Here is a 21,433-nt window from a genome sequence, read left to right as displayed (position 1 = left end):
GAGAGTAAGTTAGCTGGGCGCTAGGTTGGCGATACTTTCTCGACATCTTCCTCAAGGATTACTGAGACGACCACGCATTCTTCGCTGTTAGACAGTCGCCCGGTTTGTACAGCTTCAGGCATCTTCGCAAACAGCGCGTAGAACTGAGCGTAGTAACTGATAGAATCCCCGATCGTTGTAACCTGATTTAGCGGAGCCGGAGCAGTGGCGCGAGTGCGTGGGGCACGTTCAATATGCTCGAAAAAAGTATCGGTCAGCAGCATTTTGAAATCTTGGAAATTGCGCCGCCGCTCATCATAGTCAAACGCGATCGCTTCCAAGATCAGCCAGTCAGGTTTTGATAGCACAGATTGAAACTCCCACAAGTGCGGAAGCTCTGTGACAGCGCCTCTGACAATCGTATTCCCCGATGCCGATCTCTCGATTTCGGGCATAGCCGATCTGACTCGCGGCGGTTTAAACCCGCCAATAATTCCGCGAAAAGTAACAGTGCGGGTTCCGAGAGAAATTGCAATATAGCCCACGATCAACTCCTAAATTTCTAGTTCCCAAGTGCGGTAAATCGTACCCGCTGCTCCCTCGTCTTGGTTCTCTTTAATATTCAAAATCCACGGAGATCGCGGCTCTAGCCGAATCTTTGCGTAGAGATTGACGCTGCGAAATGTGCCGCGAATATCAACGCACCGAAGCAGTAGACCGTCCAGAAAATCACACCAATCACCCAAAGACTCGTCTACCACTCGTTTATCGTTACCAGAGCAGCGGAACCGCGTTTGAACGCGATATTTATTTGTTAGATATTCATCCCCCCGATCGCTTTCTTTTTGAGTAAAGCTAACCAGCGCGGAGTAGTTCAGTCCGCCTGACTTCTGCACAGGCAGAATATCGCTAAACTCTCGCCAGTCAATTCCGGTTTGCTGTTGGAGATAGTCAGCGATCGCAAGTTGAAAGGCGACTGTTTTAGAGTGAGGCGGAACAATTGCTGGCATGGGTCAAAACGGACAGCGTGTCCGATTTCAAAGACTAAAAACTAACTCCGTTAATTAAAGCCTATACGTAGCTGGATAAAACCGTGTACGTCTAGGCACGTATCGCTAACGGCAGCTTTACGATTCCGCTGCGGAGTTTCACCGCGTCTAGAAGTGCGATTTCGCTTGCCAGCAAGCCCGTCTTGCGACCCACAAACTGGCGTGGCCTCTAGTGACCTGTTAGGTCGCGTAAAGTGCTGATGCCTTGGAAGAGACTTCAGCGTGTTATTTAGCGCGTTCCATGCGGACCATACGTGCTTTCCAGCCTTCACGGACGGATAGGCGTTGTGGTCAGGAATACGCTCTGATAATCGCATCGCTCTACGCGCTAGAACGATGGCCGCGGCGGTATCGGAGCTTAGCCCATACTGCCGCATGAACTTGACGAGTCCAATAGTCGAGCTATAGGCGGGCTTTACACTGATTAACTCAATACCTGCTAGTTGACACTTCTGATCAAGAAATTTAGCAAACTTGCTGTAGGCAAACCCCGAAAGCATTCGAGCGTACTTCCTACCTCGCTCTCTTAGCTGTGACCTCTTTGCAGTAAAGTCGAGGGCCTCGATGACAACGGGGCATGAGAGTGATTTTGCGATTGTCACGATTCGCCTTGTAACGTCATGAAGTACCGCCTCAATTTGACCACGCCTGCGGCTGTGTAGATTCAACTTAAATTGTCCGTGGCGCTTGAGATTGCCATCCGAGTCAACGTAAGCCCAACCAATCACGCCCGGATTGATATCAATTCCAATGCAGCCGTACTGCCGAGGAAGTGATTGGCTGGGTGGCTCTGGGACACTGATCCAACAGGCGATGAACCAACGAAAGCCCTTACAGTAAATATGGTAAGACAGGGCGCGATTTGCTTGAATGGCATCATTAATCCACCGCCGACCTTGTTCATGCTCAAATCTAAGTGGGGATGAGATCGCTTTGCCGTACTTAGCTTCTAACGCATAGGGAACCCGAAACTTGATTGTGCCGCCGTCGTACTGGGCAATATGATTACCAAAGCTTTCCTTGGTTGTACCAATCGTAAGGTACTGCGTACCCTTGTTACCTAGCGACACACGCAGCGGCTTGCTTTTCAAATGTTCTAGCTTTTTCTCTAGCAGATGGAGCCGGCGTTTCTTGTGGTGAATCGCGAAGCGCTTCTGAACTCTAAGATGTTGACCATGCTGCAACCCAACAGCATCGGGCAGTTTTGCAAGTGATTTCGCCGCGGTTTTTAGCCACCCTTTTGTAGACTTAATTTGCAGCTCCAGTGTGTTGATGTGGAGTTTCCGACTTTCTTTTGCGCATGAAATCGCGCCTCTGACCTCGGAGCGAATCGCGTTTACCTGGCGCTTGTTAATTCCGTACTTTGGTTGTAGCTCTCGAACAATACTGTTTTCGTCGTCACCAGCTAGCTTCCGATTGAGATACTCGACTCTGGCTGGTTCGACTAGCTTAGAAACGTCGATCGCGAACTGCCACAGTTCTACAGGTAATTCAGTTGTAACTGTGACAGTTCTTTGAGCCATCATTCCACCTCGTTTAACTCGCTTTCATGCGCGATATCGTGAATCGCCCTCGGTCTATCAAACTCAACAAAGTAAGTGAACCCAGGACGCGACCACGCGCAACCTTCACTCCAACTTGGAACAGTTTCAGCGTAAAGAATCGCCTTGATTTCACCGGAAAGTTCTTCACCCTGGTCACTCACTCTCACCCGTTGTCCAATCTGAAATCGGCAGTCTGGAAAGTTAGACATAGCAAACCTCCCTCTCAGATGCAAGCAAAATTGTTTTGGCAAGATTGGGAGACTCTTCAGTGAGCCGCCGCAATTCTGAATCAACAAAGGTTTTCCCAACTTGCCAAACCTCTTCGATCGAAGAAACAAGCTGATGTGTCGTTTCGTCAGCAAGCTCCTGCCCGAAAGGGTCAAACACTGCAACTCCAAGTAGGCAATCAAAACCACTATCGACAGGACAAATGAAATAACCTCGGTACACAAAACCGGAACCCCATCGATAAATCGGATTGTTCCAAACGTAGACAGCATTATTCGGGTTGCTCATCTTCAGCCTCCCTCTCAAGCTGAGTCGGTTCTTCCACCACTCTTTTGATATTGGACTCTTGCAGAATTAGGATGTCCTCGTTAGTCTCGACGTGATAGCGCCAGCCGGGTTCGCAGCCTTCTCCTTCCAAAAGCGCGATCGCAACTCGCACAAAATGAAACCCGCAAATTCGACCGAGAGACGTTTCCTTATTTTTGCCGTATCCGCGATCGTGCTCAACAACCTGCCACAAACGATATTTAGGCTTGCTCGGCGGCATCTCGATTAACCGCTTGTACTTCGTTTCGACCGCTTCTAGTTCTTCCAAAAACTTGTATTTCGCCATGATGCTCCTTTTTGAAATCGGACACGCTGTCCGAATTGGTATGGTGAGTGCGGGGCGATGATTAATCGCCCCGGATAGGTTAAGCAGCAACAGGCAGAGATTCTTGCTGCATAAGCTGATTGAACGCCCACTCATTGCTGAGGCGAATTTTGTCGAGGAACTGAATCAGAAGATAGTGAGCGACTTCGGGTAACGTGTAGCCTTGACCAGTGCCAACGTAGAAGAGCTTGTCAGCACCTTGAACTGTTTCGCCGAGATAGTGACCGCTCCACTCTAGTGTGTAGGTTGTCGCGTAACCATGCTGGATGGCTGTGATCTTGCCTAGTGTGTGACTGACTTCGACGCGGCGATCGCGATTCAGGGTTTGGAGATTACCAATTAGTTGAGCCATAATAGTTGAAATCCTTAATAGGGGTTTAGGGAAGCGCTTTCAGTTGTCCAGACCGGGGCGCTTTCTCTTTGCTTGTCTTCTATACTAGAGTTTAATACTACAGTTGTCAACACCAGTAGATAAATGATATAAAATAGAAGCGTAGAATCAACAAGGAGAATTCAAGAAATGCTAGTGGATGTTGTGAGACAGATTCGAGTAACGGTTCCCGACTTAGAGAAGCGGATCAAAGAGCTTAGAGAGGCTAGTGGTAGATCCGCTCAGGCGTTGGCTACTGAGGCGGGAATTTCAACCGCCTATTGGTACGAGATCGAGAAAGGTAAGCGCCAGTACATTACGGAGGACGTTTTAAGGGGGATCGAACGGGCGCTAGACACTGATTTTGGGGTGAAATTTGACGGTTGATCGATATCGTCAATCTTCTTGCTCTTTCATGTGTTTCCTCAACTTCCGATCGCACAAGTTGACAGCGCGCTAATCTAAAAATAAAACGCCATGACTCAAGCGAAGCCGCGATTCAGAACCATCGAAGAATATCTTGACTATGAAGACGGAACCGACACCCGCTATGAATTGGTTGATGGGGTGCTGGTAGAGATGCCTCCAGAAAGACCGATTAATCGCAGAATTGCCTCATTTCTATTTGGCGCATTCGTCAGATTTGGCATTCCAACGGATTTGCTTGCGATTGGAACGCAAATTGCCATTACAAGCCGTAAGGTAACGGCAAGGGAACCCGACTTTGTTGTGTTAACCGAAGAGTGTGCGATCGCGTTGGAGGGAGCCAGAAGCGACATTATCATGCCAGAAATGCCCGCCCCAGCATTGGTGGTTGAGGTCGTTTCACCGGGCAATCCTGGAAGTGATAATTACGATCGTGATTATGTCGAGAAACCGCGTGAGTATGCCGCGCGGGGAATCCCTGAGTTTTGGCAAGTTGACCCCACTAGAGCAGTGGTGACGGTGCTGAAACTTGAGGATGGAACTTATCGAACGAGAGAATTTCGAGGCGATGAGGTGGTTGTGTCTCCCGTGTTTCCGGGCCTGCAACTGACGGCTGGACAGATTTTGAGGGCAGGGCGGTGATCACCCTTTTGCGGGAGTTGTGGTTAGCGCGATCTCGGGAATTCTGAAATCACCCAGATCTCTTAAACTCAATGACAACCAACTCCTCCTCGGAACAAAAACCAAACTTTCTTTCGGCGATCGCGATCATATTTGGCTTTTCGACGGTACTTTGCCTTGCGCTGTATGGTCTTGGTGTTTTCAAATCAACACCAGGGCAAGAGGCTTTCGATAAATGCACAAAGGGTTTGCGCGAGACGAACCGCATGTCTGTAGAAAATGTCCGTGCTTGCAAAGCAATTGGTGATGAAATCGACAGACAAGGTCAAACTCGAAAATAGAAATCGGTCAGCGTGTCCGAAATCAAAACCCTTTCCGTTGCAAGTTGTGTTTAGAGATATCCGACCAAACTTTAGCGGCGCTGCTAATTGGAGCGGCTTCAGACTGCACAACCAACGTGCGCGGGTATGAGGCCCGATTCGCAAGCGATTCAATAAAACCGTTCATTCGCTGCATTTCTTTCAGTAGCGACTTATCCCCCACCGTCGCAACAGGCAGGCTGTGGCTCGCGGCAATGTCGCGGGGCATAAATCCAGACAGTAGCCGAGAGGTTTCAGGCGCGGTGTGAACCCAGCCGCTACGGGTTGGAGTGATCAGCTCTGGCCCTTCCTCACCGACAAGGTACGGTTGCCCTGCCTGAACTGAACCGCCATCACGGCGCGCTTTGAGACTGGGTAACCCGCCCAACTTTCCAGAAGCCTCGTCTGCCCCTTTGGTCAAAGCCTGCAGCGCCTCGATAACATTGCCGCCCGCTTCTTGAGTTTTCCGAATTGTGGCATCCAGTTTAAACGGATCAATCTTTTGCAGTTGTTGAGCTAGCTCAGAAACCCCCTTAAATCCAGCGTCCTCTGCCCTCGCAGATAGAAACGCCTTCTCGTTACTACCTAGCGCTCCACTTGTCAGTTGTCTAAGTAGCGCGATTTGCTGATCATCCCTGGCTTGATTGTTCGCAAGGATTTGAGAGAAAGCTTGACCAGCACGATCGTACTGCCCAACCTGTTCTCCGGATAGATTGAACGCCCGTTTTACAGATCCCCCACCCGCTGAACCTCCCCCGCCTTGAGAGATGGAGGCTTTCTGTGCTTCCTGAGCCGCTTTCTGCTGCTCGCGAGACTGGCGCTCTCTCGCCGCTTGCTGCTCAACGGCTAACTGCTCACGAGCCTGGGCGTTAATTTCTGATTGATTATCAATAGCTTTTTGACTCAGACTTTGAATCTTTTGCTTGAGATCTAGCTGCTGCTGTAATGCCGCAATTTCCTCTCTAGATTTACCTTCAGCCTCGGCTTTTTGAACTGCCGCTTTCGCATCTAAAACAGCGATATCCGCCTGAAGTTTGGCGATTTCAAGTTCGTTCGCCTTAATTTTTTCACTTAGTTCTAACTGTGCGAGTTTTTGCTGATATTGCAGTTCTAATTGAGCGTTTTGTTCAGCAAAGATTGAGGCTTGAATTGCAGCCGCGTCCGCGGACTTACCCGCGGCTTTCGCATCTTCTAAGGCGTAGTTTAACCGCTGCAATCTCAAGTTAGAAATTGCGGATTCTAAGCCTTGCTGCGCGGCCAATAGGTTCGATTGCTGCTGAAGTAGTGTGTTGACGTTTCCAAGTCCAGCGGCTTGAGCTTCGAGTGGAAGTTTGGCGCGCTGGAGTTCAACTTCAATTCCTCGAACCCGTTCAGCAATAAGCGCTTGCAATGCAGCTTTCTCAGCGTCGAGCCGCTGTAGATTGAGCTGCGAAATCTCATTAATCAGTTGTTTTTCCTGATCAGCAGCTGCTTTCTGGTCAACAGTTCCAGCGGCGCGAGCTTTCTGAATCTGCGCGAGGGCGTTCTTCTTCGCGTCGAGTTCTTGGCTTGTTCCTTCGAGCTGAATCGCGGCAATTTGCTTCTGGGTATCGCGCTCAATTTGTTCGCGATTCGCCCCACCTTGCCGAAGTGCGGCTAACTCAGCCTCGCGGGTTGCCGTAATTCGAGCGGTTTGAGACTGTTTGATTGCAGCCTCAACCTTGGCGTTTGCCTCCAAGATATCTTTGAGTCGGCGTTCCTGCTCGCGTTTACGCGCCTCAGCTTGCACCTTAGCGATTTCGGCTTGCAACTTAATTTCTTCAGATACAGCTTTCTGCCTTTCTTCGTCGGTTCCCAGTTCTTGGACTGCGCGAGCAGCCTCAATCCGTTTCTGGATTTCTTGAACTTTTAGCGCAGTTAACTGCTTGTCCGCTTCGGCTTCCGAGAGGTTCCCTGCGATTTGCTGTGCTTCAATCTGAGCCTGTCCTGCTTGAATAGCAGTAATTTCAGCTTCAATTGCGGACTGTCGAGATTTTAGCTGTTCTTCTTGAGCCTTCTTAGCCCCTTCAACCTCGTCCTTGCGAATTTTGTCGATCGCGGCTTTAGCCTTCTGGCGTTGGTCAAGACTGTTCTTTGTGTTCGCCTGAACCGCTTCAAGCTCTGCTAAAGCCTGCTGCTGCGTTAGCTCACCTAAGTCCAGGCGGTCTTTAATTGAGTCCACAAGGTCTTTGTTCGCCTTGGTTTGCCCCTGAATAGCAACTGTCCCTTTCTGGGTGGATTGCCCAGCCTTATCTAAGCTTTCGCTTAGACCCTTCAGTGTTTCAAGCTGATTTTTCTGGATAGCTTCAAGTTGAGCGTTTGGAGCTTTAGCACCTTTGACAGACTCTACAGCAGCGTTCACAAGCTCCTTATTACGCTCAATTTCAGCGTTGAGCTGTTTCTGCTCCTCTGGGGTTGCTGTCCCCTCAGCAACTTTTTTCTGAAGTGCTGCGAGCTTACGCTGTGAATCTTGAACTGTTCGGATAATCGAGTCCGATTGAGTTAGCAAATCTCCAAACTCAACCAACTTATTGTTGTAGCGCTCTTGAGCGGCAGTCGAAATTGCTTGAATTCCAGTTAGATCGCGAAGTCCGCCTCGAACGGCATCTAAACCCTGCTGGAACGGGTTTAACTCCTTGCCTGCCTGCTCAACACCTTGCTGCTCAGTTTGGGGTGTAACTGTGTTCTTTGGTGGCTTGGTTTTGCCGTTCTCCAAGTTGTATACGCGGAGAGCTTCAGTTAGCTTTTCTTGCCCTTTTACCGCGTCCTCCGCCCCGCTGCGAATCGAAGAGTAGGTGTCGGCCACTGCCGCAACCGCCGCCACTGCCGCAACCGCTAGGCCAGCGCTCAGTGCCATTTTTCCAAACGCGGCGGCGCTCGCAAGTTGGGCTTGAGTTGCTGTTCCGGTCGCGATCGCGAGTGCGGTTTTCGCGCTCGTTAAGCTTTTTGTTGCAACAGCACTTGTTACTGTCGCCGCCGTGTCAGCAACTAACGCTGCCGCAGATCTAACCGCAGTTCCGATAATTGAATTGTTGGCAATGTTGAATGCAGCGATCGCAATTGTTGCAGCAGTGATTGAGGTTCCGAGTCCGCCGACCGCAATCACAATTTGCTGAACCGGGGCGGGAAGAGACGTAAATCCGTCAATCAGGGCTGAAGCCGCGTTTAATAGGGGGACAAACGCAATCGCCGCTGTTTCACCAGCTTGGATTCTTACTTTTTCTAAACCGCCCGTGAATTTCTCGATCGCTCCTTGCGCCCCTTGGGTTAACGCGGTCGCAGCTTTCTCGGACGCTCCCTGAAACTCCTGCATTGTCCCGATCGTAGACTTGATTTTCTCGTCGGTTTGACCAATCACTGAAAGCACAGCGCGTGATCCTTGAACGCCAAACAAAGCGCTTAAAATTAACTCCTGCTCTGGTTTCGGGAAGTTTTGTAGATTCGCTTTTAGCTTTTGTAGAACCTGAGTGAACGGGAGGAGTTTGCCGTCAGCCCCGCGCACTTCCTGGTTTAGGAGTTGGAACGCGGCGATCGCTTGTTTTGACCCGCGAGACTTCAGCTCCTCCATCTCGGTTGTCGCACTTGCGGAGGCAAGGTTAATTCGTTTCAGCGCCTCTGCAAGCCCTGTGCCCGCGCTGGAAGCGTCTAACCCAGAAGCCGCCATTAACGCGAGGACAGTGATCGTCTCTTCAATACTTTGACCGGAAGCTTTCGCTTGCCCACCCACGTATTTCAGTGATTCGCCAATTTGAGCGGTTCCGGTGGCGGAAGCGTTAGAAGCCTGAGTGAGTAAGTCAGCAACCTTTGTGGATTCAGTGGCGTTTAGCTGGAACTGGTTCAGAGCAACGCCAATTACCTGCGCCGTAGTTTCTAGGGACTCACCAGACGCGCTTGCTGACAGCGTTACGCCTTTCAAGGCTTTAGTTGTTTGATCTGCGTTGAAACCCTGTTTTGCCAAATTAATCGAAGCCGCCGCTATTTCCTTGTTCCCGAAGGTGGTCGAACCAGCAAGTCGATCAACTTCTGCTCTTAATTTTCCAACCTGCTCTTGACTCGCCTGCGAAACCACCCCAAACGTTCTTAGCTGTTGGTCAAAATTCGCAAATTCCTTGAACGTTTCGGTCGCCTGTCGCGCGGTAGCACCGAGAGCCTGCTGAGCAAACTGACCCGCGCCCAAGCCCACAGCCGCCGCGCCCAACCCGGCAATACCGGACAGTTTCCCGCCTGAAAGCGCCGCGTCTTCACCAATGCCGCCTAAGAACCCACCCCCCGGAGGCGGGGGAAGGTTGACCGCTTTGTAAACGTCTCGAATCTCGCGCTCTAAATCTTTGAGCCGATTTAAATCTTTGTCAGTGACTTCAACTCTCGGCTTGATCAGTATTTGTTGCGCTTCAGATTGCGCCGCACTCAATCTTTGCTGTACCTGCCCTAGTTTTTGGGCTTGCGCTGTATCACCCCTTTGGGTGAATACAGCCTGACTTGTACCGATATCAGCGCCAAGGGTTTGCGACTCAGTGAGAAGCGAATCCAGTCGTTTACGAACGTTCTCCTGAATGTCCGCTGTGAGCCGCCCGTAGAAGAGTTTCAACTGCCTGACGAGGCTTTGACCTTCAACCGGATCATCGACCCGCAACAGTGCTAAATCTCCCTCGACTGCGGCAAGACCTTTGCGCTCATTTTCAAAGGCTTGGCGCTGCGCTTTTCTCAGGTTTTCTTGGTTCTGACGAATTAAATCCTGAGACTCTTTCTGAACCAAATCGTCGAGAACGCTTGTGACATCGACACCGCCTGTTCCCCGTGTCGTTTGCCGATCGATGACTCCTTGCGTTGATGTAATTTGCTTCTGCGTTGCCTCGATAAACCGCTTAAAGAGCTGCTCGTCAATCCGATCGATTTGATCTACTTTTGCTTTAGTCAGTTTATCGATCAGCTTCGTGTAATTATTAACCGCCGCATTGACTAGGTTCTCGTCTAGCTCCGGCGTGTCTCCTACTTTTCTGAAGCGATCTTGTAATTTGTCGATCGCGATTGAAAGCTGTAATTCCAGTGTCTCAAGCAGCCGTCTACGTTTTCCATCAATCGACGAAAACACCTGACCCGGATCTAGAGCCTGAGCGTTAAGATCCTCGCCTCTTGCGATATCCGGTTGTCGGGTTTGGGCGGAGATGCGATCGCGAAGGGCCTGCAGTTTGGGAACAGCGGCAGACGCTGCGATCGCGCCCTTGAGCGGAACAGGGATCGGAAGCTGGGCCGCTAAATTCCCGACTCCAAATCCGGCAATATCCCCGAACAGTTCATCCGCCTGCTGTTTTTCTGAGACGCGATACTTTTCGACTAAATTGCGAATCGCGTCAATCTTTTCCGCGTTCGACTTCTCGCGAAACTCGACAGATTTGCGAAGTTCTATGTATGCCTGCGCGAGCGGGCTGAGGGTGTTGATTGCGGTTCGAGCGGCTAATGCTCCGATCGCGTCCGCTGCCAGCCCTGCAACACTCCCTTGATTCGCGGCAAGTGATGAGGCGGCGAAGCCTGCTGTATTCACCGCTAAGTCTTTGGCTACGGCTTGAACCTTGGGAGTTTGAGCGGCGTTTCTAACGGTGTCGCTGAGCTTGCTCTGCTTCTCAATTTCTGCGAAAGATGCGATCGCGCTATTGAGGGCATCAGCGGTTCGAGCCGCCGCCCGTTTGAGTACCAACAGCCCTTCATCTAGATTGCCCAGTCCGACCGAGAGATCTAACGCCTGGGCGTTGAGGTCTTCGCCTCTTGCAGCCTGTTCCTTGCGGAACTTGCCAACTTCTTTGGCGACTAATCCTTCTTTTCGGGAGAGCCGACCTTTCACGCCCCCGAGTTGACCAATCGCCCCAGAGTTATCCCCCGCTGATTTCAGTTGCTCAATCAGCCCGTCAATGTCGCGCTTTGCGTTGAGCGCAAGTTTCTGAATCGTTTCTTCGTAAGCATTGACTAATCGAGCGTCTCCAGACTTAATCGCTTCTTTCAGTTTTTGATAGGCTGCGGCAAATTCTTGGTCTAACTTCTTCGCTTGTGCGATCGCGCCGTCAATTTCTCGGCGAGTTGCTTTCGGCTCAATTCGGTCAGCCTGTCCGGTTTGAACAGAGGTTGCGGCGACATCAATCGCCCCGCGGTTCTGCACTCTTGATTCTGCGGTATCAGCTTTGACCTTAACCGCATCAGTTGCGACCGCCGCTTTGTCGATCGCATCACTTACCGCGTCGGTAATCACTCGCGCTGTTCGCCCTGCAAGAGCGGCAACAGTGCGCCCGCCCACTACAGCTACACCTGTTTTTGCTAAAACCACGGATGCGCCTGCAACGGCAACATCAATCCCGGCGGTAACAGATCCCGCGATCGCGCCTTGTAATCCGAGAACATTCGGCACTGCTCCCGCGATCGCACTTGCGGCAGACGCACTTGCTGCGTTTCCGAGCGGAACTAGCGCGGATGATGCAAGTTGTGTAGCTGCTCCGACTGTTGCAGCGCCGCCGGGTAAAAGAGCGGTTGCCGCTCCGAATGCGGCGGCGGGAAGGGCGACATTTTTACCGACTGATTTAATGGTGCGACCAGCGGGGATAATATCCAGCGCCAAGCCTTCCATCGCTTCCGCGACTTTGTACCCTGTTTTCGCGATCGCAACTGTCGCCTTGGCCGCTGCCCCCGCGCCCTGAGCTAAAGCCGCTGCTGGAGCTTGAAGCGTTTCCCCGACCTGACGAATTGTAGAGACGGTTTTCTGCGCTCCCTCCGCTACGGCGCGAGCAGCTTGCCCGGCCCCTTCCGCAACGGATGCAGCCCGCTCTCGAATTGTGGGCTGATCTTGTCTGAGAGTGCGTTTCTCCGCCTGGGCGCGAGGCTCAACTGGGACAAGTTCGCGCTCATTCTGTTTGAGATCGAGAGGGATTTGTAGGGGTTCTGGGGTTTTTAGTTTCTCGATTTTGCCGATAATCGAAGTGATGACGGCTTTGACGGCGGTGTTCGCCTGCTGTAACTCCGCCTGCAACTGGGCGATCTCCGCCTCAGTTGCGGTTCCCGCCTGCTGAGCTGCTTTTTCTGAAACTGCGCGAACTTTTGAGAATTGCTGTTCGTAGATTTGGATGTACTGAGCGATTGTTTGCCCTAAGTCTGCTCCTTGCTCCGCCGCGGTTCTTTGTAGAAGTTTAATCGCGGTCAAAAACTGCTGTTTTACGGGCGCGATATCTTGCTGCGCAGCAATATCGGTGATTGCCTGTAAATTCTGCTGTTGTTGACGTTGCTGCAAGACCCGCTCAGTTCCGCGACTCGCCTGAACTTTTGCGTTAAGTTCTACTGCGCGCCGCTCCGCCGCGTATCTTCCTAGCTCAGGCGCAATCTGTGAAAGCTCTTGCTGAGTCGCCTGCACCTGACGCTCTGTAACGACACGGTTTTGTCTTGCCGCATCAATTCCACGGGCTGAGCCAAAGTCAAAATCTTGAGCGTGCGCGAGTTCCTCGGATAAGACCCGGATCTGTTTTTCGGTGAGGCTATTTTTTTGAATCGCCTCAAACATCTCCCCAGTAACAACGATCGCGTTTAGCGCAGGTTGGTAGAGTGACGCTGCGTTCTCGCGCTTCAGTAACGCATCATTCACGACTAAGCGGGGAAGCTTTTCAGGGTTAATGTTTCCAAGCGTGGCTTGAGCAACATCTAGAAACGCTTGGGATTGTCGCTCTGGTAAAACCTGCTCAACGCGTCCCCTCGCTGTGATACTCGCTTGGCGCGCCTCCTCAACTGCGCGAGTTGCAATTTGACGAGACTTAGACAGCGCGGTAATCGTCTGCGAGAGGCTTTGTAAATCAGCCCCGGCAAATCTCAGATCTTCTGCGATCGCGCTAATTGCCTCGGTTGACTGCCCGGACTTCTGCGCCTCATCTAGTTTCTGATTGATTTTCTGATAGCGTTTCTGCGCCTGATTAAATTCAGACTGGCGCTCTTGAATCTGCTGTTCTAGCGCAGCGAGTCTTTGAGTTGCGGCGGTTTCGATGCGGCTTAATTGCTCGATAGCTTGCCGCCATTCTTGTACCGCCTGCTCCCGAATTTGCGGGGTTCGAGCTTCGCGTGATTGCTGCTGAGTGCCGCGCACCGCAAGCCCTTCTCGCAAAATGTTGTCTTGCCCGATCGTATCGGTGACACTTTGCCGTAACTGCCCCGGCGCTTCCCGAACTTGCGCTAAGACGTTCTCTAGTTTTTTACGAAGTTCTTTGTCGTCAATTTTGGCAATTTGCGCCTCAAGAATATCCGGCAGTCCTTGCAGCCGAGATGAAACCGCGCCCGTAATCGCTGATCCGATCGCGCCTCCTACTTTCTCAGCCAGTAGTTCAGAACTCCCCACACTCTGAGAAAGTGAGTTTTCTAAAGCGTTCGATAACCCCTGCCCGAACTTAGCACCGATTGGGTTCGTAATCGACTGAACTAGACCAAACCCAATCCCTGATAGAGCAGTCGAGGCTACTGATCCGATCGCGCTAAACGGCGCGGCGGCAATATTGCCCAGTGTCCCTAAGATGTTGCCCTGCTTTAGATTCTCAAAGCCCTTTTGAATCGAGCTGGTAATCGAATCAGTCAATGCCCCGCTAATTCCGAGCGGATCAGGATTGTTTGACGCGGCAGAGCGATCGCGGTAGGCTCCATTCGTGGCTCGAATTTGTTGGGCCAGTTGGCGTTCAAGCGCAAGCTGGTCAGATAATCCAGACTGGACATCTTTGAGCGATCGTGTAACTGCGCTGTTCGACCTTGTTAGTTCCTGCCCGCCTCGAACTAATTGCGAGATTGCCGCTTCCTGCCGCTCTAGTACTGCGGTCGCCTGCTTTGTGGCAGTTTCAATTGATTTCTGAGCCTGCTCAATCTGGCGGTAAGCGCTAATGATGTCGCCTAAGCCAGTGGTCTTAAACTCGAAAATTTCTTCTGAAACTGCCATTGCTCTTAACCTTTAGGGATCACATCGTCAGGGTTCGGAAAATAGAGCTTTTGCAGCACCCCGAAATGCTGCGCTCCAGTTGAGTCGGTGTAGGAGTGAACTAAGCCCGCCACAATATGTGGGCTTAACCATTCGGGCTTAATGTTTGCGAGTTCACAGAGATGGAGCGCGATTTTATAAAGTTCTTCATCCCGCGAGATTGCTTCGATAAAGTTCACCCCTTGAGGACAGCGCCGCCAGAACAATCGATAGAGTTCGCGGAACTCATCGAATTGGGTTGCTTTGATGCCTGGGATAATGCGGCTCCACCCGTCGCGATCGGTGAATCGAAACTTGGGGAACTCTGCATCAAACATCGGTCGGAACCAACTCTTCCAGGATTTGCAGACCTTGAGCGATGAATGAATCCTTTTGATTCACCTGCTGCTGAAGGGAAGCGTTTGTCGCATTGAGTACCGCATTAGCAGATAGTAAAGAAGCGATCGTGGTCATTAAGGTCGCGATGTTGGGATCGGTCTGCTCCTGCGCTTGCTGCAAAATCGCGAGGGATTCATCAATACTGGGCGGAATCGCTGGGCGCTCGGTGAGTAGGGCATCAGCAAGATAGGCTTTGATGGTTGTCAGTTGCTCTAAATGCTCGGTCATGATTTTTCCTTAATCCGTTGAATGTCCTGTTTTACCAGTTTTATCGCGGTTGAGATCGCCCCGTCTTCAACGGGCTGACCATCCTGACTAAAGTGATGCGGTCCATCTTTGAAACGCTCAGTTCCTTCGCGAGCAATTTTACGAGCGACGAGAAAAGGCGGAATCCCGCGAACTTTTGCCCACCTTGCTAAATGCGAAGTGTCGCCATAGGGCGGGAATTTACCCGGTGCGCGACCCTCTAAAGCCAGTAATCCGTAAGGCTGTCCGGTTTCGGTTTTAGCGTCATTGACGATCGTGAGTTCAATATCTTTGCCTTTTAAGCGCGTGTTGATATCCCACGCCCCTGCCGCTTTCCCCGTATCTTGCGGGGTGTCAGATTGCAGGGTTGCCGCAGCATCAATAAAACGAGTTTCGATCGCGTCTTGAATCTGCGGCAGTAACGATTTAAATCGATTTGCCACATAGTCCGTCCGCCTGTATCGAATCTCCATACTTCAAATCGGACAGCGTGTCCGTTTTCAAATTGTGATTTCTTGAAATCCCATCTGCTCGAATGAGGTAATGGGTTCTGCTTGCTGCTCGGTTGGTCTGGTCATTCCCCAGGCTTTCAGGACATCTTCATCTTTGATTTCTGCCTGTTTCGGCTTTCCAGATCGCATTGCTGAGAATTGCTCTAAAACGCCCTGCAATTCATTCCACGGGGTTGAATCAACAGTTTGTTTCGCTTTGGCAAAGTCCATCTCTAGCAGCATCAAAGCCGCGATCGCGCGGTGATACTGATTCGAGGGATCTTCGACAATTTTTGCTTCTGGATCAGTGGCGGGAAACTCCATCTGAACAATCAGACCATCATTGCCCTCATGCCGAAATAGCAGTCCTTCGAGTAATTCCCAGTTGCACCACTCCGGATCAACGCCTGCAAGTAACAGCATTGAATTTGCGCGATCGCGAAACTCACGGTTCGAGTCATACAGCACTGACCCTGGTAAATCGGGGCTGGCTTGAATGATGCCCCAAGCGATCGCCCGGTATTCTAAAAACCGCAGTCGGTTGGGCAGAGACAGACCCTCAATAATGCGGAGTTTACCCGTGCGATCGCGCCAGTGGATTTCGTCTTTAAAGAATTCTCGAATAGCCATAGTTCAGGCGGTGGCGAGGAATGCTGTGCGCCACCGTCTAGGAATTATGCAGCCTTTCGGAACATGCGGACAGGTGAACGATTTGCGCCTTTGACCACAGCGCGATATTCGAGTGTCACTCCGGGATCTCCACCGATCGGAAGCTCGAAGCCACCGGAGGGAGATAAGTCCATCTCAACCATGACGATTTCAGGCTCAGTCGAGCAAAGAACACCGCGGAATAACAGGTTATTCAACCGCCGTGGCGAATCAGCAATGCCGAGGGATTCTAGACCCGATGCGACAATTTCATCGACCGAGTACTTAATCGGCGCGCCTGCGAGTCCTGCGTTAAAGGTGAGTGTCCCAGCGGTGTCGTCAAGTAGAACCTGATTGACGGTCGGAGTTCCAGTCGTGACGACTTCTAAATAGCGAGGTAAACCCCAAGTGCCACCTGCATAAACAGAGACTTTGACATCATCAACTTCAGCGTCTACCAGCTTCGTGTCAGTGATTTCAGGATCTCCGATCACGGGCACTGAGGTCATTTTGAAGTTAGAGATTTTGCTGTTTGGAGCAGCCGCCCAAGTTTCGCCCATCAATAGAGCGATCGCATCAGAGCGAAGTTTCTGAACTTCAAACGAAACGTTCCAAGTCGATCTCGTGATGATGGTATCGAGGATTTGTACCTCACAGGTTCCGTCCACGGTTCCCTCGACTTCGGTTTCTTCGACTTCTTTCGAGATGGTAGTACTGATAATCGGTAGGTCGATTAATGCTTTCTGTGTTGGAGTGGAACCAGGTCCGATGACTGGGTTGTCGGTAAAGAAGCCTTTTGCTTCAAAGTTGCGAATCGTCATAATAGGTTGGGGTTCAAAAGTTGTTGACCCTTTCTAATGGCGATTTAGCGGCTATAGTTCAAAATGTTCACGAACTAATCCCGAAATGCTCCTGAAATGAGCAACACAAACTCACAGAAGCGTGAAAATCAAGCTAAGCTGAGCTTTTACATTGAGCAGGCTGGAAAAGAGGACTTTGAGCAATGGTGCGATCGACACGGCTTAGATATGTCTACTGTTTTGCGCGGGTGGATTGCGAACAAGGAAGCGATCGGGGTGTGGATTAAGAATCAAGGATATCAACAATGAACAGAAAGACACTGCATTACAAAGTCACGATCGAAGAGGTCTGCGAAGTCGAGTATGAAACCTCTGACTGGGCAGTAGTGTCCGAGGAGGACGGGAAAAAGAACTACGGCTATCAGCCCCGCCGCACAGAAGTTAAAGTTCAAACTGGGGAGATTTTCACTCAGCAGGTGAAGGAACTGGACTTGAGCAAGGTTGTACTGGCGGTAAATGGGCTGCCAGGAATAGAAAAGCAAGAGTAAATCTCTTCAGCGTCCGGCGGCTCCGAGAAATCCAAACTCGGAGCGCTGGCGATGGATTATCAAGTGAAAGAGATCGTGGCTAAGAGCGGAGACATTCTTGTTCTCACGGATTACAACAAGCTGGTGAAGTATCTGAGTCGATATTGTCTTGACTTTCAGTTTGTTGATTGGAATTCGAGATTCGATAAAGATTCGATCGTTGCAGCGTTAATAGATGCTCCAAAGATCAAAAGTATTTCTCGGAAAACCCCCAAAATTGTAATTGGTGATGAGTGCGATTACGAGATTGCAAAGGCGTTTCGTAATGGAGCGATCGAATATATCAAAAAGCCGTTTGATTTTTGTGAGGTGATGCTCAGGATCAACGCTGCATTAGGGCATCTTTTAGAAGTCGAAGAAATCCCGGAAGAAAAGAACCGTTTCAGATCTGAGAGACAAAGGCAGTTGTATCAATTCTTTGTTGATAATTCACAGCGAATTTTAACTGCTTCAGAGATTCGCGAGTTTCTAGGAGTCTCGACAATTGATGATGCAAAGCAATATATCTATCGACTCAGAGCGAAAGGTGTCGTAATCGAAAACCATTGGAAGCAGGGTTGGAGCTTGCAACCTGGAAACTCATCAAATCAGACAGCGTGACCGATTTCAGCCTCTCTTTTTGCAACAAATAATTTCAAGTCTGTGCAGCTTCGCGTATTCCCGTAGCTTGGTTTCGGGATCTTTCAAGATCGTACTTTCTGGCATCACGAAAACTTGCATCCCTTCATCTGGAGTAAGATAAGCTCGCAGCCGATCACCCGGATCATTTAGATCAAAAATTGTTGTACCTTCCTGCACCACCACATCCTCTCGTTTGGATGGAGTAATTAGCCGCAGTTGATAGGAACCAAAAGGACGTGTCCAACCGAGATGAGAATCCTGAAACCCGTTTGCAAGCGATGACAGTAAAGGAGATTGTAAACCATGTACCTGTGCAAACCAGTTGAGATTATTGGTTTCGTATAGTTTGCCGTCAGGAGAACGGAACACGCGCACTTTCATTGGTAGAGATGGATCAATCAGCGAGGTTCGCCTTTTCAGTTCATCGATCGATGGAACAAGCTCAGAATGACCAATCGTTTCGACGTGGCTTTGTTTAAGCAGTGCGTTCTCCTCTCGCTTAATCTCACGCAGCACAAACTGACGTTCAACCCCTAATACTCTCGCAGCTTCGCGGGCACTCCGGTAAATCTTCTTCGATCTAAGATCTTGTACCTCAACACGCTTCTTTTTCAGGGGTTGAGCCGCGCATTTCTCAGCAAGAGCGCGATCTCCTAAAATCTCGCTCAACCTATCGATATCAATGCCTGAGAACCGCCAAAAATGCTCAGTGCAGAATTCATGTAGCGCAACTCGATAAATGACACATTGACCTGTTATGCCTCGCGCAACCATCTCTGTTTTGAGTCCGCGCTTTTTCCAGACACGAATACGATCTACTGGGACATCTAACCGTTTAGCGAGATCGGTCATGCTCCATCCGTCATCAACACACTTCACGGATTTTGCAAGGCGCGTAATTTTAACTTTTAGAGCAACATCAGTGCGATCTGTCCATCCGTGGTGAGCAGCCGCGACGTGGAATGACTCATAGATTTTTGCTGTGGGCATCTTGCCGATTCTTGATTTAAGAAAATCTAGTTCGGCATCGCTCCATATGTTTATAGAATTCGCTTGTGCAGAGAGCTTGCGGGCGCAAACACTAGAGCAGGTTTGGGGAATGCGACTTGGTTTCTTCCAGAGCGCAAATATGCGATCGCAAACCTGACAGCGTGATTTGAATTCAGGGAACACAAGTTCTTTGCTAATGTCGTCACGATAAGGCAGTGCATTACGCTCTCGCTTGTAGGTCTGAGTCTTGAACCGATGATCTTGTTTGGCTGCTTCAATTTCGACCTGTGCTTTGCTTAACCAGCGCTGAATTGTCGTCGGATCAACTTCAAACCATGCAGCAGCTTCTTTCTTTCGGAGTCCGTTTAATTGAGTTAGGAGAAGGACTTCACGTGACGGGTAAGTTAATTGATTCAGAATTGCCTTGAGTTGAACTTGCTCGTCATCGGGTTCTACAACAATAAGATCGTCAGCAACGATGTCTAGTCGAGTTGTTTCTGAATCCGAGCTAAGCGGAGCATCAAGGCTCTGAATATATTGCCGTCGTTCACCTCGGCGATGTCGGATCAACTCTCCTTTAGCGCTTCTGATGTAGTGGAGGATTTCGCCTTTGATGTACGGGACTGCAAAGGTACTAAACGCAAACCCTTTCGATTCATCGAATCGCTCGACAGCTTTCATTAAGCCGATCGTCCCAATACTTACAAAATCATCAAACGTCTCAGCCTCACTGCTAAACCTGCTGGCAATTTTGCGAACCAAGTTAAGGTTTTGTTCAGCGATGCGCTGAATTTCCCGCCTCGTTTGTGTTGTCATTGTGTAGTCGAAAGTATGTCAAATTACTGCTACTTGCCACAGTACGGACTTGATCCGCGCGTGATGAGCTATTTACGATCGCGCGGATGGAGTGTTCGCAAGCGCCGGAAAGTTCCGACTTGGATTTTAGTCGATCGTCTAAGCGGTTGGTCAAGCTTCATTTACTGGGATAGAAACTACGGTTGGGGCAGTTCGGACAATGTTCCGTTCTTGGAGATTCGTGCGGCTTTGCAAAATCCAAACCGAACAGAGAATCGTGAGGTATAAGAGAACCTCACAAAACAAGACCGAAAAATGTTGCCCCACCTTCGCCAGATTGCTCCCGAACCAACCCAAGTACAAGTCAAGAAGAGATTGGCTGAAATCCTGAGAGGTTATGTTCGCGGCGCGGTTCCGTCGCAACGATATGCAGTGTTGAAAGAAGCCAAGCAATACGCGATCGCGAATAATCTAGAACTTCCCGTCTGGGTGCAACCTGAGCTAAGTCGAGCAGCACAGAATCTTCTGAAGGGTTTCACAGAGTTGTGCTGAGTTTGGATATTTGAAAACGGTCAGCCTGTCCGATTTCAATTCTCTTTAAGCCATTCGCCTACAAACTGGTAAAGATTCTCAGGGAAGGGGTGACATACCCAGAAATCCTGACTAATCAATGTTTGAGCACTTGGAATCCAAGCATCTTTAGGTTTTCCTTTTTTACGATCGCGATAGTTGTGAACCACAAAGCCGTTTTCAACCGGTTCAACTACTGCGTCTTTGACGAGTTCCCGTAATTGCTTTTGGCATTCTTCACGAGCGATGCTGATTTGTAAGTCTAAAAGTTGCTGTTGCTTAGTTGTCATGATTTGTACTCCTTAAGCCGCGATCGCATCAGCAAGAGAACCCACTCCAAGAACCGCATACACATGCTTGCAGGGCTTTTGATGTTGCTGGTAATCTTCGCAGGTGCAAGCAAACTGGGTATTCACAACGTACTGGGATTTCTTTTCCGTGTTGTAGACATTGAAAACGCCAGACTGAAATTTAACAGTCTCAACAATGAGTGATTTTGCGCCAGCCTTGCGAAACTCAACGAAATCCCGCTCGAATGCTTTCTTGCTGATGAAGGTAGAGCAGCGACCTTTGCGGGTTCTGTAGGTAACTTGAACGACGTTCTTCAGTTCGCGAACTGCTTCGATTTTAGTAGCGAGGCTTGCGAGGATTCTTTTTGCTGCGGATTTGGTGAACATATCGTTTTTCCTAGTTGCTGATATGCCCATCTTGCCGTGTACACACGCTAAATGAGAGCGATAGAACTACGGAACTTAATCAAAGCTGAGTAACGTACAAACACTGAGCTTATCCACGTGTATACACGCTACCCTAGACAAGAAGTTTAATAGACCTGAAAAATGCCGATCGAAGATCATCAGTTCCAAGGTTTCGGGGTTGGAACCTCTCGCAAGGAAGATCCTATTACCGTGCGGTTTCCAAGTGAAGTCACACAAATTCTGAGGGATAAGTCGAAGATCAACGATCGACAAACCTACATTCGTAATGCAGTAAAACGCCAGTTAATCGAAGATGGCTTGCTGCATGTCTCAGAAAACAATGATCTAACGTATAACGGAAGCACCGAAGAATAGACCCT

At 50.0% G+C, this 21,433-nt stretch carries 25 protein-coding genes; 9 read left to right on the top strand and 16 right to left on the bottom strand.

Features of this window, described 5'->3' with window-relative positions; genetic code table 11:
• Window positions 1–20: 20 nt before the first annotated feature.
• The 7 genes from LEPBO_RS0123905 to LEPBO_RS0123875 all read right to left on the bottom strand — a co-directional run bounded on the left by LEPBO_RS0123905 (window position 21) and on the right by LEPBO_RS0123875 (window position 3,804).
• Window positions 21–524, bottom strand: coding sequence for a hypothetical protein (locus tag LEPBO_RS0123905; protein ID WP_017290123.1), 504 nt, complete (start codon window positions 522–524; stop codon window positions 21–23).
• Window positions 525–533: 9 nt separating this feature from the next.
• Window positions 534–989 carry a hypothetical protein gene (locus tag LEPBO_RS0123900; RefSeq protein WP_017290122.1) on the bottom strand — a complete coding sequence of 152 codons (456 nt, stop codon included), beginning with the start codon at window positions 987–989 and terminating at the stop codon, window positions 534–536.
• Between the two features lie 50 nt (window positions 990–1,039).
• The gene (locus tag LEPBO_RS38090) at window positions 1,040–2,554 is read right to left on the bottom strand and encodes an IS200/IS605 family accessory protein TnpB-related protein (protein WP_051077823.1); all 1,515 of its coding nucleotides are present in this window, start codon (window positions 2,552–2,554) and stop codon (window positions 1,040–1,042) included.
• Complete coding sequence (locus tag LEPBO_RS0123890) at window positions 2,551–2,781, bottom strand: hypothetical protein (RefSeq protein ID WP_017290120.1); 231 nt, start codon at window positions 2,779–2,781, stop codon at window positions 2,551–2,553. Before LEPBO_RS0123890 ends, LEPBO_RS38090 begins: the two co-directional genes overlap by 4 nt.
• Window positions 2,774–3,088 carry a hypothetical protein gene (locus LEPBO_RS0123885; RefSeq protein WP_017290119.1) on the bottom strand — a complete coding sequence of 105 codons (315 nt, stop codon included), beginning with the start codon at window positions 3,086–3,088 and terminating at the stop codon, window positions 2,774–2,776. The genes LEPBO_RS0123890 and LEPBO_RS0123885 overlap by 8 nt, the downstream gene beginning before the upstream one ends.
• Window positions 3,072–3,413, bottom strand: coding sequence for a hypothetical protein (locus LEPBO_RS0123880; protein WP_017290118.1), 342 nt, complete (start codon window positions 3,411–3,413; stop codon window positions 3,072–3,074). Before LEPBO_RS0123880 ends, LEPBO_RS0123885 begins: the two co-directional genes overlap by 17 nt.
• A gap of 79 nt (window positions 3,414–3,492) precedes the next feature.
• Entirely contained in the window at window positions 3,493–3,804 is a 312-nt protein-coding gene (locus LEPBO_RS0123875) for a hypothetical protein (RefSeq protein WP_017290117.1), read from the bottom strand.
• 168 nt (window positions 3,805–3,972) lie between these two features.
• Here LEPBO_RS0123875 and LEPBO_RS0123870 point away from each other — a divergent pair, with 168 nt between their 5' ends.
• From LEPBO_RS0123870 to LEPBO_RS0123860, 3 genes are all read left to right on the top strand, one after another.
• Window positions 3,973–4,209, top strand: coding sequence for a helix-turn-helix domain-containing protein (locus LEPBO_RS0123870; protein WP_017290116.1), 237 nt, complete (start codon window positions 3,973–3,975; stop codon window positions 4,207–4,209).
• A gap of 90 nt (window positions 4,210–4,299) precedes the next feature.
• Window positions 4,300–4,890: a Uma2 family endonuclease gene (locus LEPBO_RS0123865; RefSeq protein WP_017290115.1), complete on the top strand. Its 591-nt coding sequence runs from the start codon at window positions 4,300–4,302 to the stop codon at window positions 4,888–4,890.
• A gap of 71 nt (window positions 4,891–4,961) precedes the next feature.
• Window positions 4,962–5,210, top strand: coding sequence for a hypothetical protein (locus tag LEPBO_RS0123860; RefSeq protein ID WP_017290114.1), 249 nt, complete (start codon window positions 4,962–4,964; stop codon window positions 5,208–5,210).
• 22 nt (window positions 5,211–5,232) lie between these two features.
• On the opposite strand, the gene LEPBO_RS0123855 is transcribed toward LEPBO_RS0123860, so the two are convergent.
• The 6 genes from LEPBO_RS0123855 to LEPBO_RS0123830 are packed head-to-tail and all read right to left on the bottom strand — an operon-like array spanning window position 5,233 to window position 16,813.
• A complete protein-coding gene (locus tag LEPBO_RS0123855) occupies window positions 5,233–14,190 on the bottom strand; it encodes a phage tail tape measure protein (protein WP_017290113.1) in 8,958 nt (2,985 codons plus the stop codon).
• 5 nt (window positions 14,191–14,195) lie between these two features.
• Window positions 14,196–14,546 carry a hypothetical protein gene (locus LEPBO_RS0123850; RefSeq protein WP_017290112.1) on the bottom strand — a complete coding sequence of 117 codons (351 nt, stop codon included), beginning with the start codon at window positions 14,544–14,546 and terminating at the stop codon, window positions 14,196–14,198.
• Window positions 14,539–14,835, bottom strand: coding sequence for a hypothetical protein (locus tag LEPBO_RS0123845; protein WP_017290111.1), 297 nt, complete (start codon window positions 14,833–14,835; stop codon window positions 14,539–14,541). Before LEPBO_RS0123845 ends, LEPBO_RS0123850 begins: the two co-directional genes overlap by 8 nt.
• Window positions 14,832–15,296: a hypothetical protein gene (locus LEPBO_RS0123840; RefSeq protein ID WP_144056253.1), complete on the bottom strand. Its 465-nt coding sequence runs from the start codon at window positions 15,294–15,296 to the stop codon at window positions 14,832–14,834. Before LEPBO_RS0123840 ends, LEPBO_RS0123845 begins: the two co-directional genes overlap by 4 nt.
• Window positions 15,297–15,353: 57 nt before the next feature.
• The gene (locus tag LEPBO_RS0123835; RefSeq protein WP_017290109.1) at window positions 15,354–15,974 is read right to left on the bottom strand and encodes a hypothetical protein; all 621 of its coding nucleotides are present in this window, start codon (window positions 15,972–15,974) and stop codon (window positions 15,354–15,356) included.
• A 44-nt stretch (window positions 15,975–16,018) separates the two neighbouring features.
• The gene (locus LEPBO_RS0123830) at window positions 16,019–16,813 is read right to left on the bottom strand and encodes a hypothetical protein (protein WP_017290108.1); all 795 of its coding nucleotides are present in this window, start codon (window positions 16,811–16,813) and stop codon (window positions 16,019–16,021) included.
• Between the two features lie 96 nt (window positions 16,814–16,909).
• Between LEPBO_RS0123830 and LEPBO_RS0123825 the strand changes: the two genes are divergently transcribed.
• From LEPBO_RS0123825 to LEPBO_RS0123815, 3 genes are read left to right on the top strand one after another with little or no spacing between them, the layout of a single operon-like run.
• Window positions 16,910–17,101: a hypothetical protein gene (locus LEPBO_RS0123825; protein ID WP_017290107.1), complete on the top strand. Its 192-nt coding sequence runs from the start codon at window positions 16,910–16,912 to the stop codon at window positions 17,099–17,101.
• The gene (locus LEPBO_RS0123820) at window positions 17,098–17,340 is read left to right on the top strand and encodes a hypothetical protein (protein ID WP_017290106.1); all 243 of its coding nucleotides are present in this window, start codon (window positions 17,098–17,100) and stop codon (window positions 17,338–17,340) included. Before LEPBO_RS0123825 ends, LEPBO_RS0123820 begins: the two co-directional genes overlap by 4 nt.
• A 51-nt stretch (window positions 17,341–17,391) precedes the next feature.
• Window positions 17,392–17,979: a response regulator transcription factor gene (locus LEPBO_RS0123815; protein ID WP_017290105.1), complete on the top strand. Its 588-nt coding sequence runs from the start codon at window positions 17,392–17,394 to the stop codon at window positions 17,977–17,979.
• 6 nt (window positions 17,980–17,985) lie between these two features.
• Here LEPBO_RS0123815 and LEPBO_RS40285 read toward each other — a convergent pair whose 3' ends face one another.
• The gene (locus tag LEPBO_RS40285; RefSeq protein WP_017290104.1) at window positions 17,986–19,806 is read right to left on the bottom strand and encodes a sigma-70 family RNA polymerase sigma factor; all 1,821 of its coding nucleotides are present in this window, start codon (window positions 19,804–19,806) and stop codon (window positions 17,986–17,988) included.
• Between the two features lie 15 nt (window positions 19,807–19,821).
• Between LEPBO_RS40285 and LEPBO_RS0123805 the strand changes: the two genes are divergently transcribed.
• A complete protein-coding gene (locus tag LEPBO_RS0123805) occupies window positions 19,822–20,073 on the top strand; it encodes a hypothetical protein (RefSeq protein WP_017290103.1) in 252 nt (83 codons plus the stop codon).
• Window positions 20,074–20,100: 27 nt separating this feature from the next.
• Window positions 20,101–20,337 (top strand): hypothetical protein, encoded by a 237-nt coding sequence (locus LEPBO_RS0123800; RefSeq protein WP_017290102.1) that lies wholly within the window; start codon window positions 20,101–20,103, stop codon window positions 20,335–20,337.
• 35 nt (window positions 20,338–20,372) lie between these two features.
• On the opposite strand, the gene LEPBO_RS0123795 is transcribed toward LEPBO_RS0123800, so the two are convergent.
• Both LEPBO_RS0123795 and LEPBO_RS0123790 read right to left on the bottom strand, forming a co-directional pair.
• Entirely contained in the window at window positions 20,373–20,645 is a 273-nt protein-coding gene (locus LEPBO_RS0123795) for a hypothetical protein (protein ID WP_017290101.1), read from the bottom strand.
• Between the two features lie 12 nt (window positions 20,646–20,657).
• Window positions 20,658–21,032: an SWIM zinc finger family protein gene (locus LEPBO_RS0123790; RefSeq protein WP_017290100.1), complete on the bottom strand. Its 375-nt coding sequence runs from the start codon at window positions 21,030–21,032 to the stop codon at window positions 20,658–20,660.
• A 162-nt stretch (window positions 21,033–21,194) separates the two neighbouring features.
• On the opposite strand from LEPBO_RS0123790, the gene LEPBO_RS0123785 reads away from it, so the two are divergent.
• On the top strand, window positions 21,195–21,428 hold the full coding sequence (locus LEPBO_RS0123785; protein ID WP_017290099.1) for a hypothetical protein: 234 nt from the start codon (window positions 21,195–21,197) through the stop codon (window positions 21,426–21,428).
• The last annotated feature ends 5 nt before the right edge of the window (window positions 21,429–21,433 follow it).

The sequence above is a fragment of the Leptolyngbya boryana PCC 6306 genome, from assembly GCF_000353285.1.
In the GTDB taxonomy this organism is placed as follows: Bacteria; Cyanobacteriota; Cyanobacteriia; order Leptolyngbyales; family Leptolyngbyaceae; genus Leptolyngbya; species Leptolyngbya boryana.
This window is presented reverse-complemented; position numbering and strand designations above follow the sequence as displayed.

What these genes read in the sequence shown, in the direction of transcription:
- LEPBO_RS0123900 (WP_017290122.1), bottom strand. Translation starts at nt 989, where the DNA reads ATGCCAGCAATTGTTCCGCCTCACTCTAAAACAGTCGCCTTTCAACTT.
- LEPBO_RS38090 (WP_051077823.1), bottom strand. Translation starts at nt 2,554, where the DNA reads ATGATGGCTCAAAGAACTGTCACAGTTACAACTGAATTACCTGTAGAA.
- LEPBO_RS0123890 (WP_017290120.1), bottom strand. Translation starts at nt 2,781, where the DNA reads ATGTCTAACTTTCCAGACTGCCGATTTCAGATTGGACAACGGGTGAGA.
- LEPBO_RS0123885 (WP_017290119.1), bottom strand. Translation starts at nt 3,088, where the DNA reads ATGAGCAACCCGAATAATGCTGTCTACGTTTGGAACAATCCGATTTAT.
- LEPBO_RS0123880 (WP_017290118.1), bottom strand. Translation starts at nt 3,413, where the DNA reads ATGGCGAAATACAAGTTTTTGGAAGAACTAGAAGCGGTCGAAACGAAG.
- LEPBO_RS0123875 (WP_017290117.1), bottom strand. Translation starts at nt 3,804, where the DNA reads ATGGCTCAACTAATTGGTAATCTCCAAACCCTGAATCGCGATCGCCGC.
- LEPBO_RS0123870 (WP_017290116.1), top strand. Translation starts at nt 3,973, where the DNA reads ATGCTAGTGGATGTTGTGAGACAGATTCGAGTAACGGTTCCCGACTTA.
- LEPBO_RS0123865 (WP_017290115.1), top strand. Translation starts at nt 4,300, where the DNA reads ATGACTCAAGCGAAGCCGCGATTCAGAACCATCGAAGAATATCTTGAC.
- LEPBO_RS0123860 (WP_017290114.1), top strand. Translation starts at nt 4,962, where the DNA reads ATGACAACCAACTCCTCCTCGGAACAAAAACCAAACTTTCTTTCGGCG.
- LEPBO_RS0123855 (WP_017290113.1), bottom strand. Translation starts at nt 14,190, where the DNA reads ATGGCAGTTTCAGAAGAAATTTTCGAGTTTAAGACCACTGGCTTAGGC.
- LEPBO_RS0123850 (WP_017290112.1), bottom strand. Translation starts at nt 14,546, where the DNA reads ATGTTTGATGCAGAGTTCCCCAAGTTTCGATTCACCGATCGCGACGGG.
- LEPBO_RS0123845 (WP_017290111.1), bottom strand. Translation starts at nt 14,835, where the DNA reads ATGACCGAGCATTTAGAGCAACTGACAACCATCAAAGCCTATCTTGCT.
- LEPBO_RS0123835 (WP_017290109.1), bottom strand. Translation starts at nt 15,974, where the DNA reads ATGGCTATTCGAGAATTCTTTAAAGACGAAATCCACTGGCGCGATCGC.
- LEPBO_RS0123830 (WP_017290108.1), bottom strand. Translation starts at nt 16,813, where the DNA reads ATGACGATTCGCAACTTTGAAGCAAAAGGCTTCTTTACCGACAACCCA.
- LEPBO_RS0123825 (WP_017290107.1), top strand. Translation starts at nt 16,910, where the DNA reads ATGAGCAACACAAACTCACAGAAGCGTGAAAATCAAGCTAAGCTGAGC.
- LEPBO_RS0123820 (WP_017290106.1), top strand. Translation starts at nt 17,098, where the DNA reads ATGAACAGAAAGACACTGCATTACAAAGTCACGATCGAAGAGGTCTGC.
- LEPBO_RS0123815 (WP_017290105.1), top strand. Translation starts at nt 17,392, where the DNA reads ATGGATTATCAAGTGAAAGAGATCGTGGCTAAGAGCGGAGACATTCTT.
- LEPBO_RS40285 (WP_017290104.1), bottom strand. Translation starts at nt 19,806, where the DNA reads ATGACAACACAAACGAGGCGGGAAATTCAGCGCATCGCTGAACAAAAC.
- LEPBO_RS0123805 (WP_017290103.1), top strand. Translation starts at nt 19,822, where the DNA reads ATGTCAAATTACTGCTACTTGCCACAGTACGGACTTGATCCGCGCGTG.
- LEPBO_RS0123800 (WP_017290102.1), top strand. Translation starts at nt 20,101, where the DNA reads ATGTTGCCCCACCTTCGCCAGATTGCTCCCGAACCAACCCAAGTACAA.
- LEPBO_RS0123795 (WP_017290101.1), bottom strand. Translation starts at nt 20,645, where the DNA reads ATGACAACTAAGCAACAGCAACTTTTAGACTTACAAATCAGCATCGCT.
- LEPBO_RS0123790 (WP_017290100.1), bottom strand. Translation starts at nt 21,032, where the DNA reads ATGTTCACCAAATCCGCAGCAAAAAGAATCCTCGCAAGCCTCGCTACT.
- LEPBO_RS0123785 (WP_017290099.1), top strand. Translation starts at nt 21,195, where the DNA reads ATGCCGATCGAAGATCATCAGTTCCAAGGTTTCGGGGTTGGAACCTCT.